We start from the raw sequence: 17,879 nt of genomic DNA, 5'->3' as shown, positions 1-17,879 counted from the left end.
GGACGCGCCAGGTTCATGACCCGGGCGCGCAAGCTCGGGCTGGTGATGCTGGCCGCAGGCGTTTGTCTCGGCCCCCTGGTGGCGCTGGCGCAGACCCAGATCTATGACGCCAGGACCAAGAAATGGGTCAACTACGACAAGAAGAAAGCGCGGCAATATTTTGCCCGCAACAATCAGCTGCCCGAGGCCTTTCGCCGGCAGGTGGTGCCGTTCCGCACGGCGGAAAAGCCGGGCACGATCATCATCGACGGCAACCAGCATTTTCTCTATCTGGTCCAGCCCGGCGGGCAGGCGATCCGCTACGGCATCGGTGTCGGCCGCGAGGGCTTCGGCTGGGCCGGCATCGTGCGCGTCGGGCGCACGGCGGAGTGGCCGACCTGGACGCCGCCGGCCGAAATGGTGGCGCGCGATCCGAACGCTGCGAAATGGGCGGCAGGCATGCCCGGCGGCCCGGACAACCCGCTCGGCGCCCGCGCGCTCTATCTCTATGAGGGCGACCAGGACACGATCTACCGCATCCACGGGACGGTGGAGCCCTGGACCATCGGGCTCGACGTGTCGTCCGGCTGCATCCGCATGAACAATGATGACGTCACCGACCTGCACTCACGCGTGGAGGTCGGGGCGAAGGTGATCGTGCTGATGCAGGGCGCGGCACTCTACAAGGGTGTTTGACGAGACAAACCGGCGGCAGCGAACCTGACGGCGTGTCGGGCAGGTGCGTCTCGCAGGCGTGATGAAACCGGACTGTTTAGGAAATTGCGTTGCGACAGGTGTCTGATCTCAGCCTGCCTTTGAGACAAGGGTAGGCCGGGCAGCAAGCCACAGGATCTGGAAGGGGAGGACTTTTTGTGATCGAGGGGACGATGCGTTCAAGGAACTTGTTTGTCGCGGCAGGCGTTGGCCTTGCCATTCTCGGCGGCTGCCAGTCGGCGCCCCCGAAGCCGGAGGAAATGGCGCGCACGAGCTTGCAGACGGCGCCGGCCGATCTGCAGCTGATCTGCGCCAATGCGGCGGCCGGCACCGCCAAGGTCGATAGCAGCAAGGTTCTGCCCACAAGCTCGCGCCAGCTGGACGCGACATCCTACAGCGTCGATCTCGACGCCGGCGGACGAAAGTTCAACTGCATCGTCGACACCAGCGGCAGCGTGAAGTCGGTCCAGCCGGCCGCCTGACGCACGGCGCGTGAGGACGGATCAATGCTTCCGGCCTTATGTTGCCTCCTATCGACGACCCGAAACCGCCCGCGCGGTTTCGGGTCGCGATCGTTCGGCGCAACGCGCCGGCGGCCCGCAATATAGGGCGCAATGGTTCTTGGTCGCGCCTCGAATTTCCGCATGACTTCTCCTGGAGGTGGCGCCAGCTCAAGGCGGTGCAGCGCGCGCAACCATCAATCCGCTTGATGTGACAAAGGGGGCGATGCCCCAACGCGCCGCCACGTCGCATTTCCGTTAGCGATTGACCGTATGCGGCAGTGGAGAACGCCCTTTCCATGCGAAAACATGCGCTTGCGGATGGAGGCCATGCGACATGACGACGATACCGACGCTGATCGGCTTTCTGGCGATCGTGACCTGGTCGTTCCTTGCGCTTCTTTCCACCGCTGCCGGGCCGATCCCGCCGTTTCAGCTGGCCGCGATGACGTTTCTGCTTGGCGGGCTTGTCGGAGCCTCGAGCTGGGTCTTTCGTCCGGCCGCAATCAAGTCGCTGCGCCAGCCATGGCAGGTCTGGGCGCTCGGCACTGCCGGGCTCTGCATCTACCACTGCGCCTATTTCTTCGCGATCCAGTCGGCGCCGCCGGTCGAGGTGAGCCTGATCGCCTATCTGTGGCCGTTGCTGATCGTGGTGTTTGCGGCATTCCTGCCGGGCGAGAGGCTGCAGTTGCACCACATTCTCGGCGTGATCCTCGGTCTCGCCGGCGCCATTCTGGTGATTACCAAGGGCGGCAGCGTCGGGCTGGCCGAGGGCGTGAAGCCTGGCCATCTGATCGCCCTGTTCTGCGCCTTCGTCTGGTCCGGCTATTCCGTACTGTCGCGCCGGTTCGGCCAGGTGCCAACCGATGTGGTGGCGGGTTATTGCCTGATCACCGCAGTCGTTGCGCTTGCGCTGCATCTGACACTGGAAACCACCGTCTGGCCGGAAACGTCGGTGCAATGGGCCGCGATCGCCATTCTGGGCGCTATACCGCTCGGAGCGGGTTTCTACGCCTGGGACTATGGCTGCAAGCACGGCGACATCATGATCCTCGGCGCTGTTTCTTATGCCGCGCCGCTGCTCTCGGTCATCGTCCTGCTGCTGGCAGGGTTTGGCATGTTCCATTGGTCGATCGCGGTCGCCTGCGTCATGATCACGGTCGGGGCGATGCTTGCCGCCAAGGATATGCTTTTCAAGCCACGGCGGACGGCACGTCAGGCAGAACCGAAATTCGAGCGCGGACGCTAACCCGGTGAGCTTTCAGCAAGACTGAGGGTCGGCCTGCGGCGATCATTGCCTGTACGGTGCGGCGGCCATCGGGCCCACCTGAGCTTTAGCCTATCGGGAGACGTTCGTGGCCGGACTGGTCGGCGCGGCCATGTAACGCAACCAGCCAGCCTGGGGACGGTTGCGAGCCATGACTGTTACCTCCGCGATACTCTTTCTGGTTGAGGTTTCCGTGGAATTTGACTGGTAATCCGTTTGTGCGTTGCAGTATTTTTCTGTTGCGTTGCAAGATTGTGTTTCTGAATTGACGTTGATCAATAAAGTATATTTTCCTGAAAAGCTTTCCATTGGAACAAAATTATGCTCTCATAGGTTTAGTGGGAAGGAGGATGTACCATGCCAAACATTCTGGAGCACTTTGCACTTTTCGATGCGCTGATCATCGGCGCGATCTGCACGCTTCTGATCCTGAGTTACTTTAGTCGCGAAGCCTGAGATAAGGTTTTGGCTTGAACTGTTCGCGTCGTTAGAGCGGGTCGCCGGCCTTTGCTTTCTGGTGCTGATCCGCCCGTGCCCTACAGCGCCGCGCGTTTTATTTAGACGCGCAAACGTCGCTGTCGCACTTTGAATGGCCGCAAGTTTTTATCCTTAAATCGAATAGGATTTAAGGAAACAGGCAGTAGCCGCGCAAAGCGGCAGTTGCTGCGGGCGGTACAGTCCTCCTGAACGCGTGGTCCTTTCATTTTTCGATCGATGGTGCTGACCGACGCGCGGAGTGTCCGTCTGCGTGCGCAGGAGGGAAGCAGCCCGCTTCGAGGCGTTGCGTGGTCAGCCGTGGCCGTCACATGCAGCCAGCGGGTCGGCTGGTTGTCGTAGCCGCCGCCGTCCGCTTCTTCGATGTGGATGTTCGACCATCCGGCCCATTCGAAACAGGTCCGGAGCCAGGCTGCCGAGGGATAGTTGAAGTAACGGCCGAAGCGGTCGTGGCCTTCCCGTTCGCCCGCCTTGAAACTCGCCTGCAGCAGGCCGCCCGGCCGCAAGGCCCTGTGCACCCGCACCAGCACGTCAGGCAATTCGGTGCGCGGCACGTGCAACAGCGAGGCTTCCGCCCAGATGGCGTCGAACCTCTGGCTCCGCTCGATGTCCTGAAAGGTGACGATCTCGACCTTGCGGCCGATCCGCCGCTCTGCCGCGCGCGCCAGTTCCGCAGATCCGTCGCAGGGCGTGACTTCGAGCCCTGCCTCGATCAGATGCAGGCTGTCGTGGCCGCCACCGCAGCCGAGATCGAGCACAGCGGCACCGGGCGAAAGCCGGGCGATGAAGGCGGCGAGACGATCCGTCGGCGGTTGACGGTCGCGTGCCGCATAAGTCTCGGCGTTGTCGCGGTAGAAGGCCATGGTATCGTCGCGTGTGCTCGTCACTTGGTATTCCTCTTACTGCATGTTTCCTTAAAACCTATTCGATTTAAGGATAAAAACATGTGGCAATTCAAAGTGCTACAGCGACCTTTGCGCATCTAATAAGACGCGCGGCGCTGTAGGCTGCCTCGACCTGTCGATCAGCGAAGACTCCGTCGATCCTTCCCGTGTTAACATGATGGAACTGTGGGAATCCGAAGCCGCCCTCAGGGCTTGGAGAAAAATAGCGAAGCCGCCCAAAACCGATGTGAAATTCGATGCAGGGAATGTGCGCAAACATGAGATCAGCCATTCGGGGCCGCCGTTTTGACAGTGCAGCGACGCTGCAGGCTGATTGAAATCGAGGAAAGCCAAGATGATGAAACTCTATGGATTGGGTCCGACACGTTCGCTTCGTGCCCTTTGGGCGCTTCAGGAGCTTGATGCGGACTTCGAGTTCGTGCCGGTCAACCTGCTGGGCGGCGAAAACCGTCACCCCGATTTTCTGCGCCTCAACCCCGCCGGAAAGGTTCCGGTACTGGTCGACGGAGACCTGGTGCTGACGGAATCCGCCGCGATCGTGTTCTATCTGGCCGAGAAATACGCCGACAAGGGGCTGATGCCCACCGACTTGAACGAGCGGGCGCAGGCCTATCGCTGGACGCTGTTTGCCGTCACCGAGCTGGAGCAGCCGCTATGGCGGATCGCCAAGCACACATTCCTATACCCCGAAGACAAGCGTCTGCCCGAGGACATTGCGCTTGCCAAGGAGGAGTTTGTGGCGATGGCTGAGGTGCTCGAGCGTCACATGGACGGGCGTACGTTCGTCATCGGCGACCGCATCAGCATCGCCGATTGCGTCACCGTCTATGTCATCGACTGGGGCAATGAGGTCGGGCTGATCGACGGGTTCCCCAATCTCAAGGCCTATCTCGAGCGAATGTATGCGCGCGCCAAGGCGCCGCCGCGGATCGCCGACGCTCTTGCAAGCCTCGAGGCTGCGGGCTGATTGCTGCATAATCCCTTAAATCGGATTCGATTTAAGGATGAAATTATGCAGCAAGTTTAAAGCGTTACAGCGTTCTTTGCGCGTCATATTTGACGGGCGGCGCTGTAGCGGTGTTCGCAGGGCAGGAGGCCCGGACCCGAAGGCCCGGACCTCATGACCCGGCGCTATTTGCTGCCGGAAGCGGACAGCTTGTTCATCACGTCGTCGAGGTTGAAGCTTGCCGGCTTCTGGCGGATCGGGAACTCCTGGAAGCTCGACAGCCAATTCGCCACGATCGCCTGCGACGGCACCACCACGAAGGCTCGGGCGAAGTACCAGGATTCGTATTCGATCGACTCGTCGCCGCGCTCGAATGGATCGGCCCTCAGGTTGAACAGCTTGGGCACGCGGAGCGTGGTGAACTCGTCGCGCCAGACGCCGATGCCGGTGCTTTCCTGTGCCTTGAACACGACCTTCCAGTCCTGGAAGCGCACGGCGACCAGTTCGCCGTCGTCGTTCCAATAGAGGAATTCGCGCCGCGGCCCGTCCTTCACCTCGCCGCGGAAGAAGGGCATGAGGTTGTTGCCGTCGAGATGCACCTTGAAGGTCTTGGTACCCGCCTCGTAGCCGGCCTTGCATTTGGCGACGATATCCGGCTCTCCCGCGGCCGCGCAGAAGGTCGGGATGAAATCGTAGTGCGAGAACATGTCGTTGTAGACGGTGTTCGGCTTGATCACACCAGGCCAGCGGATGCAGGTCGGCACGCGGTAGCCGCCTTCCCAATTGGTCGCCTTTTCGCCGCGGAACGGGGTGTTGCCGCCATCCGGCCAGGTCATCACTTCGGCGCCGTTGTCGGTGGTGTAGATGACGATGGTGTTTTCGACGAGGCCGAGATCGTCGAGCTTCTTCAGGAGTTCGCCGACCATGCCATCATGTTCGACCATGCCATCGGCATAGACGCCCTTGCCGGTCTTGCCTGCGGACTCGGGCTTCAGGTGGGTGTTAACGTGCATGCGCGTGGAGTTGAAGTAGCAGAACCACGGTTTCTGGGCATTGTTCTGCCGATCGATGAAATCGAGCGCTGCGACCAGAAACTCGCCGTCGACCGTTTCCATGCGTTTCTTCGTCAGGGGACCGGTGTCTTCGATCCGGCCATCGGCATAGGAGTGGATGACGCCGCGCGGGCCGAAGCGTTTGCGGAACTCGGGGCTCTTCGGATAGTCGGGGTTCTCAGGCTCTTCCTCGGCGTTGAGATGGTAGAGGTTGCCGAAGAATTCGTCAAAGCCATGATTGGTCGGCAGGAATTCGTCCTTGTCGCCCAGGTGGTTCTTGCCGAACTGGCCGGTCGAATATCCTTGCGCCTTAAGGAATTCGGCGACCGTCGGGTCCTCCGGCTGCAGGCCGACATCGGCGCCGGGCAGGCCGACCTTGGTGAGGCCGGTGCGGATCGGCGACTGGCCGGTGATGAAGGCGGCGCGGCCGGCGGTGCAGCTCTGCTCGCCATACCAGTCGGTGAAGACAGCGCCTTCATTGCCGATGCGGTCGATATTGGGCGTGCGGTAACCCATCATGCCGCGGTTGTAGATGCTCGGGTTGAACCAGCCGATATCGTCGCCCATGATCATGAGGATGTTCGGTTTGGCGCCTGCGGCGGCGGGTTGGGCGGATTGCTGCGCGACGGCCGGCGTCGCCCCACCTGACGTGGTCAGCGCCGCTGCCGCAAGCGCACTGCCGGCAAGCAGAAGATTGCGCCGGCTGACGCCAAGGGGATGTCCGTTCTGCTGCTGATCGTCGTCGGGATGCGTGCTCATGGCGTCTTTACTCCACGTCGTTGAAGGGTCGGAAATGCTGCCTGGGTCTGCAATCGGTGGACGAACGGAAGTCTGCGCCCCGTGCGTGAGGCGGACAAGGATGTAACAGTAACATCAGGGCTACGAAGGCCAGTCTCGTTCGGTGGAACGGTGGGTTACGCTCCGTCACTCAATTGACGTCAAGTGAGATGGCGTGAGGCAGAAATTGAAGCCGATTTAGGTCAATAACATTGACATAAATTAGCCGCCGTGATCCTGTCGAAGCACAATGAGAATGATTGCGGGACGAAGCCTGGAGGCGCTGCCCCGCTCCAATAATCCTTGAGGAAACGACCCAATGCTCGACTGGGACCATATATTCGCGACGCGCGCCAGCAGGATGCGCGCCTCGGAAATCCGCGAACTGTTGAAACTGCTCGACCGCCCCGACATCATCTCGTTTGCCGGTGGCATTCCCGATCCCGAGCTGTTTCCGGATGTGGAGTTTAAGGACGCATATGCGGAGATCTTCTCCGGCCCCGCCGTCAGCGCTGCGCTGCAGTATTCCGTCAGCGAAGGCTACAAGCCGCTGCGTGAATGGCTCGCCAAGCAGATGGAAAAGATCGGCATTCCAGCCGGTGTCGACAACATTTTCATCACCTCGGGTTCGCAGCAGGGCCTCGACTATATCGGCAAGCTGTTCCTGTCGCCCAACGACACGGCGCTCGTGACCTGGCCGACGTATCTCGGCGCGCTGCAGGCGTTCAACGCCTATGAGCCGCATTATGACCAGCTGAACCCGGGCGGCAACCGCACGCCTGCGGCCTATGCCGAGGCCGCGAAAGCCGCCGGCGGCCGCGTCAAGTTCGCCTATCTCTCGGCCGACTTCTCCAACCCGACGGGCGAGACGGTGGACCGGGCAGGGCGCGAACGGGTGCTCGACCTTGCCGAAGAGCTCGACATTGCCGTTATCGAAGACGCCGCCTACCAGTCGCTGCGCTACGACGGCGAGGCGATCCCGCCGATCCTGGCGTTGGAAATCGCCCGCAAGGGCGACATCAACCACACCCGCACCGTCTATTGCGGTTCGTTCTCCAAGACGCTGGCGCCGGGTCTGCGCGTCGGCTGGGTCTGCGCCTCGGAAACGGTGATCCGCAAGCTCGTTCTCTTGAAGCAGGCGGCCGACCTGCATTCCTCGACCATCAACCAGATGGCGATCTGCACGGTTGCCGAGCGTGGTTTCGACGCGCAGGTCGCCAAGATCCACAGGGTCTACAAGCACCGCCGCAGCGCCATGCTGGCAGCCCTTGAAAAGTACATGCCCGATGGCGTGACCTGGACCAAGCCGGAAGGCGGCATGTTCGTCTGGGTGACGCTGCCCAAGGGCATGGACGGAACGGCGCTTCTGGCGAAATCGCTGGAGACGGCCAAGGTCGCCTTCGTGCCCGGCCGCGCCTTCTTTGCCGACGGTTCGGGCGAGAACACGCTGCGCGTTTCCTTCTCCTGCGCCAACGACAAGATGATCGAAGAGGGCATCCGCCGTCTCAGCGATCTCGTGCGCGGCGAAGCCGCGGCACTGGCGGCCTGACGGTAGCCACCCGGTTTCTCCTAGAGAGGCGCGTCCGCGGAAACGGGCGCGCCTTTTTTGATTTGATGGGAAGAGCCCCTCACTCTTCCTCATCCTCGCCCTTGTGACGGGGATCCAGCGATCCGACGTCTGTCGGATCGAAAGACCTTTCCGTCCAAGGACTTGGACTGACTGGACTCCTGTGACAAGCACAGGAGTGAGGGTTCCTCGCTAGGCCGTCCCAGCGATCTGTCGAGGACAATGCATGGCTTGTCAGCAATCCCGCCTGAATTTGCTGAGCTTTGTGGTGTCTCTTCCGCTTTGAGCGGAGCGGAAACGGCCGGGCTGGTGACGGCACAGGAATGCTGTTTAGCGGGACACGCTTTGGCTGGCCGCGATTGGCCCCGCCCGCCCTGAATCTGTCGTTACGCCGCCATCGTAACTGTTACGTTCTTCTGTCATCTCCATCGATGTGATCTTGTGATCGAGCATTCCAGGAGCGGACGATGCCACGATACACTATTCTAGCTACTGGCCTGACTGCGGGCCTTCTCGCCCTTTCGACGATGACCTCAACCACTGTCGCTGCCGACGCGCGCGATCTGGCGCGCGCGCCCTACACCAAGGGATATCTGTCGCCGGACAGCGTCACCGCGCTGCAGAAAGAGTTGATCTTCCAGCGGGCGGTGCAGACCTATCTCTGGGCGCTGCCGGCGCTCAACATGTACGGCATGAAGGAAGGCTCGGAGGCCAAATTCGGCAAAGGCTACAATGTCCTGCCGATCTTCAAGAAGCGGCTTGATGCCAAGACGCTGATCACCACGCCCAATTCCGATGTGATCTATGGGCTCGGCTATCTCGACCTCAAGCAAGACGGGCCGATGGTGATCGAGGTTCCGCCCGGACTTCAGGGGATCCTCGACGATTTCTTCCAGCGGCCGATCCCGTCTGAAGGCGAGATCGGCGGACGCAAATGGGCGGGTGATGTCGGGCTGCCCGGACCGGACCAGGGCAAGGGCGGAAAGTATCTGATCCTGCCGCCGGACTATGAGGGCGGAATTCCCGACGGCTACTTCACCTATCGCTCCGGAACCTATGGCGTCTTCGTCTTCTGGCGCGGCTTCTTCAAGGACCCGAAGCAACTGGAAGAGCCGGTGAAGGTGATGGAACAGACCCGCATCTATCCGCTCGGCAAGGAGGCGACGGCGAAGAAGATGGAGTTCCCCGATGCCTCAGGCGTGGCGGTCAACATGCTCTATCCGCAGGATGGCGCGGCCTTCGACATGCTGGCGCGCTTCGTCGAGCACGAATATGTCGACCCCAAGGATTTCGAGATGCGCGGCATGGCCGCCGATCTCGGCATCATCAAGGGGCAGGCGTTTGCGCCCGACGAAGAGATGCGCAAGCTGCTCGACGATGCGGCCAAGACCGCCTCGCGCATGGCGCATGGCCTAGGCTATGGGCCGACCTCGTTGAGATATTACGAGGACCGACAGTGGCTGAACCCGTTTTCGACCAATGCCGATTTCACCGCCGACAGCTACAACCAGCTTGATGCCCGCTCCAGCTTCTTCACCTATGCCTATTCGACCAGCCCGGGCATGGCGATCAACATGGAGAATGTCGGCGCCAAATATCCCAATGCCTTCAGGGACGCCGACGGCGACTATCTCTCGGGCGACGTGAACTACAAGCTGACCCTGCCCAAGGATATCCCGGCCAAGATCTTCTGGTCGGTGACGGTCTACGATCCGGTCACCGGATCGGGCCTTGACAACGGCCAGCCGTTCCCCTCGCTCAACACCATGGACAAGCCGGTCCAGAATGCCGACGGCTCGACCGATATCTATTTCGGGCCGAAGTCGCCGGGTGAGGGGAAGAACTGGATCGCCACGATTCCCGACCAGGGCTTCTTCACGATCCTGCGCCTCTACGGCCCGACCAAGGCCTTCTTCGACAAGAGCTGGAAGCCCGGCGATCTGGAGAAGGTCAAGTAATCCACGGTCTGCCAATCGGCGCCCGTCGCTTCATTTCCCTGGGAATTTCTTATGGTCACCACCACAACCCATCGCCCGATCCTGGCCGTGACCGCGATTGCCGCGATCCTTGCTGTTCGCCAAGCAGCGGCAGAACCGGTACGGATCTCGCCCGCCTGGGCCACCTCCATGCCCGCCGGCCCGGTTTCAGGCACGCGGATCACCGCCGACTATGCAAAGCTCGTCGTCAGCGATGCCTATTTCTGGGCATGGCCGATGGTCAACATGTTCAATCGGCGGCTGGCCTTTTCCAAGATTCCGCAGCGGATCTATTCCGGTGCCGCCCCGATGGCGCCGATCAACAGCCTGACGATGCTGACGGACTATATCGAGCCGGATGAGCGGCTGGTGGCCTGCCCGAACCAGGACGTGGTCTATGGCGCAGGGCTGCTGGGGCTCGACCAATCGCCGGTTGTCATTCAGGTCCCAGACTTCAAGGATCGCTTCTGGGTCTATCAGGTCGTCGACCTCAGGACCGACAGCTTTGCCCAGCTCGGCAAGATGTATGGCACGCAGCCGGGATTCTACCTGCTCGTCGGGCCGAACTGGCAGGGGGAGGTTCCCAAGGGCATCACCAAGGTTTTCCGCGCCTCGACCAACACCGCCAACGTCATTCCGCGCGTCTTCCAGGACGATACGCCTGAGGACAAGGCAGCCATCCAGGAGGTGCTGAAGGGCATCACGCTCTATCCGTTGTCGGAATTCGACGGCACGATGAAGTCGGTCGACTGGAGCACGGTCAAGAAGGTGCCGGCCTCCGGTGACGGATCGGCGGAAACGCAATGGGTGGTGCCGGAGAAATTCATCGACGAGTTGCCGCTGGTTCTCGCCGATGCGCCGCCCTTGCCGGGCGAAGAGGCGCGCTACGCCCAGGTGCTTGCGGTCGCTGAAGCGGCCAAGGCCGACCCGGCTATTCGCAAAGCGGTGGACGAGGCGGCTGTGGAGGCAGAGGAGCGGCTGGTCAAGCCGCTGTTCCAGTTCCGCAACTACGGCCTGCCCTTGACGCACAATTGGACGACGACGTCGAACAACGCGGCGTTCGGCACGGACTATTACACCCGTACGGCCGTCGCCAAGTCGAACATCTTCGTCAACGCGCCATCCGAGACCAAGTATTTCTACCAGGATCTCGATCAGGCGAGCGCACGCCTGAACGGCAAGAACAGCTACACCGTGACCTTTGCCAAGGGCGAAGCACCTGCGGTCAATGGATTCTGGTCGTTGACGCTCTACAACGAGCACCACTTCTTCGAGCCGAACGATATCAAGCGCTATTCTCTCGGCACCAAGAACAAGTCACTGAAATACAATGCCGATGGATCATTGACGATCTACGTCCAGTCCGAGCCGCCGAAGGAGGACCTTCGCGACAACTGGCTGCCGGCGCCGGAGGACGGGGATTTCTCGCTCTACATCCGCGCCTACTGGCCAAAGCCGACGGTTGTCGACGGCACATGGACGCCGCCGGCGGTCGACAAGGCGGGATAGAGCCTTTCCAGGAAAAGTGCGAAGCGGTTTTCCGTCGGGAAATGCGCAAAAACAAACAGATAGAGCGTTTCGGCGACGCCGTTTGGTCCGAACGCTCTAGAGGCGCTGTCGCTCTTGGTAGCGCGTTCAGAACGCGTTGCAGAAGGGCGGCATGTCGGCTACAACGGGCGAAATGGTCGGGCGCTGTCCGGCCACGTAAGCGTTAACGTCACTCAACGCGTATGATCGAACGGCTCTCATGTTTCGATCTGCGCGACTGTGTCCTGCGGATCGAGATTTGCGAGCCCCCAGAGGATACAGATGGACAACAGCCAACCCTCTTTCCACAGTGCTTCCACCCCAAGGATCGAGCGTGTGCGTCACGATCTCAAGCGACGCACGCTCACTGTTACCGATGTCGAGCGGATCACGCCCGGCATGCTGCGCATCACGCTCTCTGGCGATGACCTTGCCGATTTCGTCAGCCTTGGCGCCGATGATCACGTCAAGATCCTGGTGCCTTCAGCCGAGGGCACGGAGGAGCGGCGGGACTATACGCCGCGCCGCTACGATGCCGCCGCCCGCACGCTGGTGCTTGATTTCGCGCTGCACGAGGCCGGGCCGATCACGGAGTGGGCAATGAACGCGCGCCCGGGCGATGGCTTGAGCGTCGGCGGCCCACGCGGCTCGGCGGTTATTTCCAACGTCGAGCGCTGGCTGCTGATCGGCGACGAGACAGCGCTGCCGGCGATCGGTCGGCGGATCGAGGAGGCCACTGCCGGCGCCCGTATCACCAGCATTGCCGCCGTCGCTGACGCTGCCGAGCAACAGGCGTTCGAGACGAAGGCCGACCTGACGTGCCACTGGGTCTATCGCCCCTTGCATCAGGCGACCGACGCCTCGGCGCTTCTCGCCATCCTTAGCTCTGTCGTCATCGAGCCCAACACTTTCGTCTGGGTCGCGGCCGAAGCCTCGGTGACGCGGGCGATCCGCGCGCATCTCACCGAGGAACGTGGCTATCCGCTCTCCTGGATCAAGGCATCGGGATATTGGGTCAAGGGCAAGGCGGATAGCACGGAGAAGTTTGAGTAACCGCCACGGGGCGGGCCGTTCGCTTGAAGCGCGCCGCGAGCTCCGGGGTGTGCTTGCCGCGCTTTAAGTTCCGGGTTTTTCACATGTCGTCATTGCAAAACCGCAGCGCATTTTTGCGCGACATGCATTCGGGAAAGCTGGGTCAGGCGGCGCTGGCGAGCTTGAGGCGAAGCGCATCGAAATCGTGCACAAACCAGAGCGCATTGCCCTTGTTGGTTTCGCGAACGAAGTCGCCAAGCGCCTTGCTGCTTTCAAGCGCCCCAGAGATATCGCCGACGATGGCGCATTTCATGCGGTAGTTCACGAACTTCTGGAAGACCTCGCCGGCGACGCGCGTGCTGAGGTTGAGGAAATCCGGGCCGAGGCGCGTGACCGGGATCGCGAGCATATCGGCACTATGGGCCCAGGCATCGCCAAGAAAATCATTGGCGTCGCCTGCGACCCGCAGCAGGCCGCCTTCGTCTGCGCATCTGAGAACACGCGTATTTCCGATTTCGACGAGCTGTTCCATGGCGAAGGGCATAGCGAGGAAAGACGGAGGTTGCAAGATTATGCCTTACACGTAGTCGCCGGCGACCGACCGTTGATCGGGTCGGCGCCGGCGCCGGCCTCCTCAGCGGCGGCGATGGATCAATTGCGCCAGCAGCGTCAGGATAGCAAAGGCCAGGATGACGATGACGCCGGGATAGAGCATGGCGAGTTGCGTGCCGGGCATGATCGCGGCGGTGACGACGGCAAGTCCGCAGGCGCCGCCGACCTGCAGCGAGCTGTTGAGCAGTCCGGCGGCCAGCCCCTGTTCCTCGTCTGCGACACCACTGGTCCCGACGACCATCAGCGCCGAGATGCTGAGCGCAAAGCCAATGCCCCAGAGCAGCGATGCCGGCAGCAATACGGTCCACAGGTCAGGCGTCGGGCCGATCCGCAGCATCAGGAGATAGCAGGGCACGAAGGCCACAAGTCCAACCATCAACACGCGACGGACGCCGAAACGGTTCATCAATGCCCCCAGTTTCGGCCCGAGGATGACCACCATGAGACCGGCCGGCAGGAGCATCAAAGCCATATGTATCGGTTTCCAACCCTGGAGGTTCTGCAGATAGAGAGCGATCAGGAATTGAAAGCCCATCGCGCCGCCATAGAGCAGGGCGGCGCTGACATTGGCGGCTACTAGGCCGCGGTTGCGAAAGATGCCGAGCCGGATCAGCGGCTGCTCGACATGGTGCTCGATCAGCAGGAAAGTGATGAGCAGCAGGGCGGAGAGCGCAAGGCCACCGGTCGTGCGCAGCGAGGTCCAGCCGGCATCGGCCGTCGAGGCGACGGTGAAGACGAGCAGCAGCATGCCGGCGACGAGGGTGACCGCGCCGCCGACATCCGGCCGCAGGCGCTCGGCGCGCGGCGCATCCGGCGGCAGGAAGCGCAAAGCAGCCAGCATCAACAGCACCGCGATCGGCGCCGGCAGCACGAAGATGTAGCGCCAGTCCAGCCCGGCGAGCAGCCCGCCGACGAGCAGGCCGGAGGAGTAGCCCGAAGCCTCGAAGAGGTTGAAGATGCCGAAAGCCTTGTTGCGGTGGGGGCCTTCCGGGAAGGTCGTGGTCAGCAACGACATGGCCGCCGGTCCGGTGAAACCTGCGGTCATGCCCTTGATGAAGCGCGAAACGATCAAAAGGATCGGGTCGTTGGTGACCATGCCGAACAGCGACACCACGGCAAAGACACCGAGCCCGACGACCAACACACGCCTGCGGCCGAACAGATCCGCACAGCGCCCGCCCAGAAGCAGGAAGCCGCCGAAGGCGAGGATATAGGCGCTGACCAGCCATTGTGCGGTGGCTGCACTGATACCGAACTCATGCTGGATTTCGGGGATCGCTACGGCAATCATCGAGATATCGAGCCCGTCGAGCAGGATCACCCCGCTGAAGATGAAGAGCGCTACCCAAAGGCGCGCCGGCCAATGCAGCGCGTCGTTCTGACCGGGCGCAAGGGCAGCGCTATCTGCCCGCCCATCGCTCGGGGTCAAGCCAACTGACATATGTTCACTCCATGGAAATTTGGGCGCCGCGAGACGGAAATCTGCGGTCCCGATGGCTTCGATCATCAATGCTTTCGATCATCACCGATTGATCGCTCATTGAAAAACAAGTAGTTCTCGATGCATTGTTAAATGGAGCTTGAAGATCCATGAGCCGAATGCTGCCAGGAACCCGCGCGCTCAGAACCTTCGAGGCTGCCGGTCGCCATCTCAATTTCACCCGTGCGGCCGACGAAGTCGGGCTGACGCCGGCGGCGGTCAGCTACCAGATCAAGGAAATCGAGGATCAACTCGGCCTCGTGCTGTTCACCCGCACCAGCCGCAGCATCCAGCTGACGCCGGCCGGCGCCGTGGTGTTCGAGGCAGCGGTCCAGGCGCTCGAGACGCTGCAGCGGGCGGTCGGCCGTGCGCGCCGGATGGCGCGCGGCGCCCAGCAGTTGCGCGTGTCGCTCAGCCCGCGTTTTGCCACCAACTGGCTGTTGCCGCGGCTGTCGCAATTTCGTGCCGCCAACCCGACGATCGAGCTGACATTCGACATCAGCGACGAGGTCAGGGATTTCGACGCCGACGATGTCGATATCGCCATCCGCTTCGGCTCCGGCCGTTATGCGCAGACGCGGTCTGAGCGCCTGTTCGAGGCGGTGATCGCCCCGGTCTGCAGCCCGAAGCTGATCGCTGCCAGCGGACGGCCGAAGACGCCACGCGATCTCTTCGCTCAGACGCTTTGCCATGTCGAATGCTATACCGAAGGCATGCTGTGGCCGAACTGGCGCATGTGGATGGCGGCTGCCGGCATCGATGATTTCGACGACAGCCGATGCGTGGCCTTTACCGACACCAGCCATGTGGTCGAGGCCGTTATCGATGGTGGCGCTGTCGGCCTTGTCGATCTCGCGATGATCCGCAACGAACTTGCCGAGGGACGGCTGGTGCAGCTGTTCGACATCGGCGTCAGCGTCGCCGAGGACTATGCCTATCACCTCGTCTATCCCGAAAGCTCTGGCCAGGATCCGCGGGTTCTGGCGTTTTGCGACTGGATGCTGGGCGAGGTTGGCCAGGGAGCGAAACCGGCGGCAATTGCCTCCGTAGCAGCCGGCTGACGCTGCTGCCTCGACAGGTGCTTTCGCCCGGTTCTCCTCGTTGCGCCACCCGCAAAAGAAAAACGCCGCGTCTCGTCGAGAGGCGCGGCGTCTTGCTGCCGAGGTCGTTGTAGCGGTATTTGCGCAGGAAGCAGCTTGCGCGATCGAAGGGATCACGAGAGGAGGGCGGCAAGGCGCCACCCTCCCGCGGCTTCAATATTCCTGGCTGGTCGGCCGGAACAGGATCTCGTTGATGTCGACATCCTCCGGCTGGCTCATGGCGTAGACCACGGCGCGGGCAAAGCTGTCGGCGGGGATGGCGATACGCTCGTAGAGCGCGCGGACATTCTCGGCGACATCAGTCTCGGTGACGCTGTCGGGCAGTTCGGTCGCGACCGCCCCCGGCGAGATGATGGTGGTGCGGATATTGTAGGGTTTCACCTCCTGCCGCAGCCCCTCGGAAATCACGCGTACGGCGTGTTTGGTGGCGGCATAGACGGCACCGCCGGGGCCGACCTTGTGGCCGGCGACCGAGGAGACGTTGATGATGTGGCCGCTCTTCTGCTGCTTCATGTGAGGAAGTGCAGCACCGATGCCGTAGAGCACGCCCTTGAGGTTGACGTCGATGGTGCGGTCCCAATCCTCGACCTTGCAGCGCTCCAATGGCGAGTGCGGCATCAGCCCGGCATTGTTGAGCATGACGTCGATGCGGCCATGGAGCCGGACGGCGTGATCGACCAGGCGCTTGACCTCCTCGAACGACGTTACGTCGGTCTGAACGGCAGCTTGCTTGCCGAGCGATAGCTCGTCGGCAAGCGCCCGCAGCCGGTCGATGCGGCGCGCGCCCAGCACCAGCCTGGCGCCGTCACCGGCAAGCCGCCGCACCGTCGCTTCGCCAAGGCCGCTGCTGGCGCCGGTGATGACGACCACCTTGTCCTTGATATTCTCTGTCATTGTTGCCTCTTCTTCAGCGGCCGACGCGCGCCTGCAGGTGGGCCGGATAACGATCGCCCTCGATGGTGACCTTGGCGAGCGCATCGTCGATTTCGCCGCGATCGTCCGAGGTCAGCCGTACGGCCGCGGCGCCGATGTTTTCCTCGAGCCGGGGCAGCTTGGTGGTGCCGGGGATCGGCACGATCCAAGGCTGTTGCGCCAGCAGCCAGGCGAGTGCTACCTGCGCCGGCGTTTTTCCCTTGCGGGCAGCGATCTGGCCCAGGAGATCGACCAGCGCCTGATTGGCCTTGCGCGCCTCCGGCGTGAAGCGCGGCACGACATTGCGGAAATCCTTGGCGTCGAAGGTGGTGTCGGCGTTGATGGCGCCGGTCAGGAACCCCTTGCCGAGCGGGCTGAAGGGTACGAAGCCGATGCCGAGCTCTTCGAGCAGCGGCAGGATTTCGGCCTCCGGTTCGCGCCACCACAGCGAATACTCGCTCTGGAGTGCAGCGACCTTCTGTTCCGCATGGGCCTTGCGGATGGTCTCGGCGCCGGCTTCGGAAAGGCCGAAATGCCTGACCTTGCCTTCGCTGATCAGCCGCTGCACCGTGCCGGCCACGTCCTCGATCGGCACATTGGGATCGACACGATGCTGGTAGAAGAGGTCGATGACGTCCGTCTTCAGGCGCTTCAGTGCCGCATCGGCGACCTTGCGGATCTGATCCGGCCGGCTGTTCATGCCGCTCTGGCCACCTTGGTTGTCAAAGTCGAAACCGAACTTGGTGGCGATCACCACCTTGTTGCGCATCGGCGCGAGCGCCTCGCCGAGCAGTTCTTCGTTTTGGTAGGGGCCATAGGCCTCGGCGGTGTCGAAGAAGGTGACGCCGCGCTCGAACGCGGTGCGGATGAGGGCGATTGCCGCTTGCTTCTCCGTTGCCGGGCCATAGCCGTAGCTGAGGCCCATGCAGCCGAGGCCGAGGGCGGAGACTTCAAGGCCGCTTTTGCCGAGTGTGCGCTTTTCCATGGGGCTTTTCCTTGTCTCGAATGATGATGTCTTTGGGCTAGAAATGGCGCACA

General features: G+C 62.1%; 16 protein-coding genes. 10 read left to right on the top strand and 6 right to left on the bottom strand.

The window, feature by feature from the left end; translation table 11 throughout:
• Positions 1–15 precede the first annotated feature (15 nt).
• The 3 genes from J3R84_RS09855 (at position 16) to yddG (ending at position 2,442) form a co-directional block, all read left to right on the top strand.
• Complete coding sequence (locus tag J3R84_RS09855) at positions 16–675, top strand: L,D-transpeptidase (protein WP_038577200.1); 660 nt, start codon at positions 16–18, stop codon at positions 673–675.
• A 191-nt stretch (positions 676–866) separates the two neighbouring features.
• On the top strand, positions 867–1,175 hold the full coding sequence (locus J3R84_RS09850) for a hypothetical protein (protein ID WP_051509209.1): 309 nt from the start codon (positions 867–869) through the stop codon (positions 1,173–1,175).
• A 355-nt stretch (positions 1,176–1,530) separates the two neighbouring features.
• A complete protein-coding gene (yddG, locus tag J3R84_RS09845; protein ID WP_203528163.1) occupies positions 1,531–2,442 on the top strand; it encodes an aromatic amino acid exporter YddG in 912 nt (303 codons plus the stop codon).
• Positions 2,443–3,017: 575 nt separating this feature from the next.
• Here the strand turns inward: yddG and J3R84_RS09840 are convergent.
• Positions 3,018–3,842: a class I SAM-dependent DNA methyltransferase gene (locus tag J3R84_RS09840; protein WP_373688526.1), complete on the bottom strand. Its 825-nt coding sequence runs from the start codon at positions 3,840–3,842 to the stop codon at positions 3,018–3,020.
• A gap of 49 nt (positions 3,843–3,891) precedes the next feature.
• On the opposite strand from J3R84_RS09840, the gene J3R84_RS38715 reads away from it, so the two are divergent.
• Together J3R84_RS38715 and J3R84_RS09835 are read left to right on the top strand one after the other, a co-directional pair.
• Positions 3,892–4,149: a putative quinol monooxygenase gene (locus tag J3R84_RS38715; protein ID WP_081788869.1), complete on the top strand. Its 258-nt coding sequence runs from the start codon at positions 3,892–3,894 to the stop codon at positions 4,147–4,149.
• 45 nt (positions 4,150–4,194) lie between these two features.
• Positions 4,195–4,827 carry a glutathione S-transferase family protein gene (locus tag J3R84_RS09835; protein ID WP_025427562.1) on the top strand — a complete coding sequence of 211 codons (633 nt, stop codon included), beginning with the start codon at positions 4,195–4,197 and terminating at the stop codon, positions 4,825–4,827.
• A 164-nt stretch (positions 4,828–4,991) separates the two neighbouring features.
• On the opposite strand, the gene J3R84_RS09830 is transcribed toward J3R84_RS09835, so the two are convergent.
• Positions 4,992–6,617: an arylsulfatase gene (locus J3R84_RS09830; RefSeq protein WP_025427561.1), complete on the bottom strand. Its 1,626-nt coding sequence runs from the start codon at positions 6,615–6,617 to the stop codon at positions 4,992–4,994.
• Positions 6,618–6,954: 337 nt separating this feature from the next.
• Between J3R84_RS09830 and J3R84_RS09825 the strand changes: the two genes are divergently transcribed.
• The 4 genes from J3R84_RS09825 to J3R84_RS09810 all read left to right on the top strand — a co-directional run bounded on the left by J3R84_RS09825 (position 6,955) and on the right by J3R84_RS09810 (position 12,758).
• Entirely contained in the window at positions 6,955–8,184 is a 1,230-nt protein-coding gene (locus J3R84_RS09825; RefSeq protein ID WP_057206203.1) for an aminotransferase-like domain-containing protein, read from the top strand.
• A 485-nt stretch (positions 8,185–8,669) separates the two neighbouring features.
• The gene (locus tag J3R84_RS09820; RefSeq protein WP_038576223.1) at positions 8,670–10,160 is read left to right on the top strand and encodes a DUF1254 domain-containing protein; all 1,491 of its coding nucleotides are present in this window, start codon (positions 8,670–8,672) and stop codon (positions 10,158–10,160) included.
• A gap of 51 nt (positions 10,161–10,211) precedes the next feature.
• On the top strand, positions 10,212–11,687 hold the full coding sequence (locus tag J3R84_RS09815; RefSeq protein WP_025427558.1) for a DUF1254 domain-containing protein: 1,476 nt from the start codon (positions 10,212–10,214) through the stop codon (positions 11,685–11,687).
• Positions 11,688–11,987: 300 nt separating this feature from the next.
• Positions 11,988–12,758, top strand: a complete 771-nt coding sequence (locus J3R84_RS09810) for a siderophore-interacting protein (protein ID WP_025427557.1) — start codon at positions 11,988–11,990, stop codon at positions 12,756–12,758.
• A gap of 142 nt (positions 12,759–12,900) precedes the next feature.
• On the opposite strand, the gene J3R84_RS09805 is transcribed toward J3R84_RS09810, so the two are convergent.
• Together J3R84_RS09805 and J3R84_RS09800 are read right to left on the bottom strand one after the other, a co-directional pair.
• On the bottom strand, positions 12,901–13,269 hold the full coding sequence (locus J3R84_RS09805; RefSeq protein WP_025427556.1) for a DUF4180 domain-containing protein: 369 nt from the start codon (positions 13,267–13,269) through the stop codon (positions 12,901–12,903).
• 102 nt (positions 13,270–13,371) lie between these two features.
• Complete coding sequence (locus J3R84_RS09800) at positions 13,372–14,790, bottom strand: MFS transporter (RefSeq protein ID WP_081788907.1); 1,419 nt, start codon at positions 14,788–14,790, stop codon at positions 13,372–13,374.
• A gap of 149 nt (positions 14,791–14,939) precedes the next feature.
• Between J3R84_RS09800 and gcvA the strand changes: the two genes are divergently transcribed.
• On the top strand, positions 14,940–15,890 hold the full coding sequence (gcvA, locus tag J3R84_RS09795; RefSeq protein ID WP_025427554.1) for a transcriptional regulator GcvA: 951 nt from the start codon (positions 14,940–14,942) through the stop codon (positions 15,888–15,890).
• Positions 15,891–16,082: 192 nt separating this feature from the next.
• Here the strand turns inward: gcvA and J3R84_RS09790 are convergent, their stop codons facing one another.
• Together J3R84_RS09790 and J3R84_RS09785 are read right to left on the bottom strand one after the other, a co-directional pair.
• A complete protein-coding gene (locus J3R84_RS09790; RefSeq protein WP_025427553.1) occupies positions 16,083–16,823 on the bottom strand; it encodes an SDR family oxidoreductase in 741 nt (246 codons plus the stop codon).
• A 13-nt stretch (positions 16,824–16,836) separates the two neighbouring features.
• Positions 16,837–17,826, bottom strand: a complete 990-nt coding sequence (locus tag J3R84_RS09785; protein ID WP_025427552.1) for an aldo/keto reductase — start codon at positions 17,824–17,826, stop codon at positions 16,837–16,839.
• Between the last annotated feature and the right edge of the window lie 53 nt (positions 17,827–17,879).

The sequence above is a fragment of the Ensifer canadensis genome, from assembly GCF_017488845.2.
Lineage (GTDB): Bacteria > Pseudomonadota > Alphaproteobacteria > Rhizobiales > Rhizobiaceae > Ensifer > Ensifer canadensis.
This window is presented reverse-complemented; position numbering and strand designations above follow the sequence as displayed.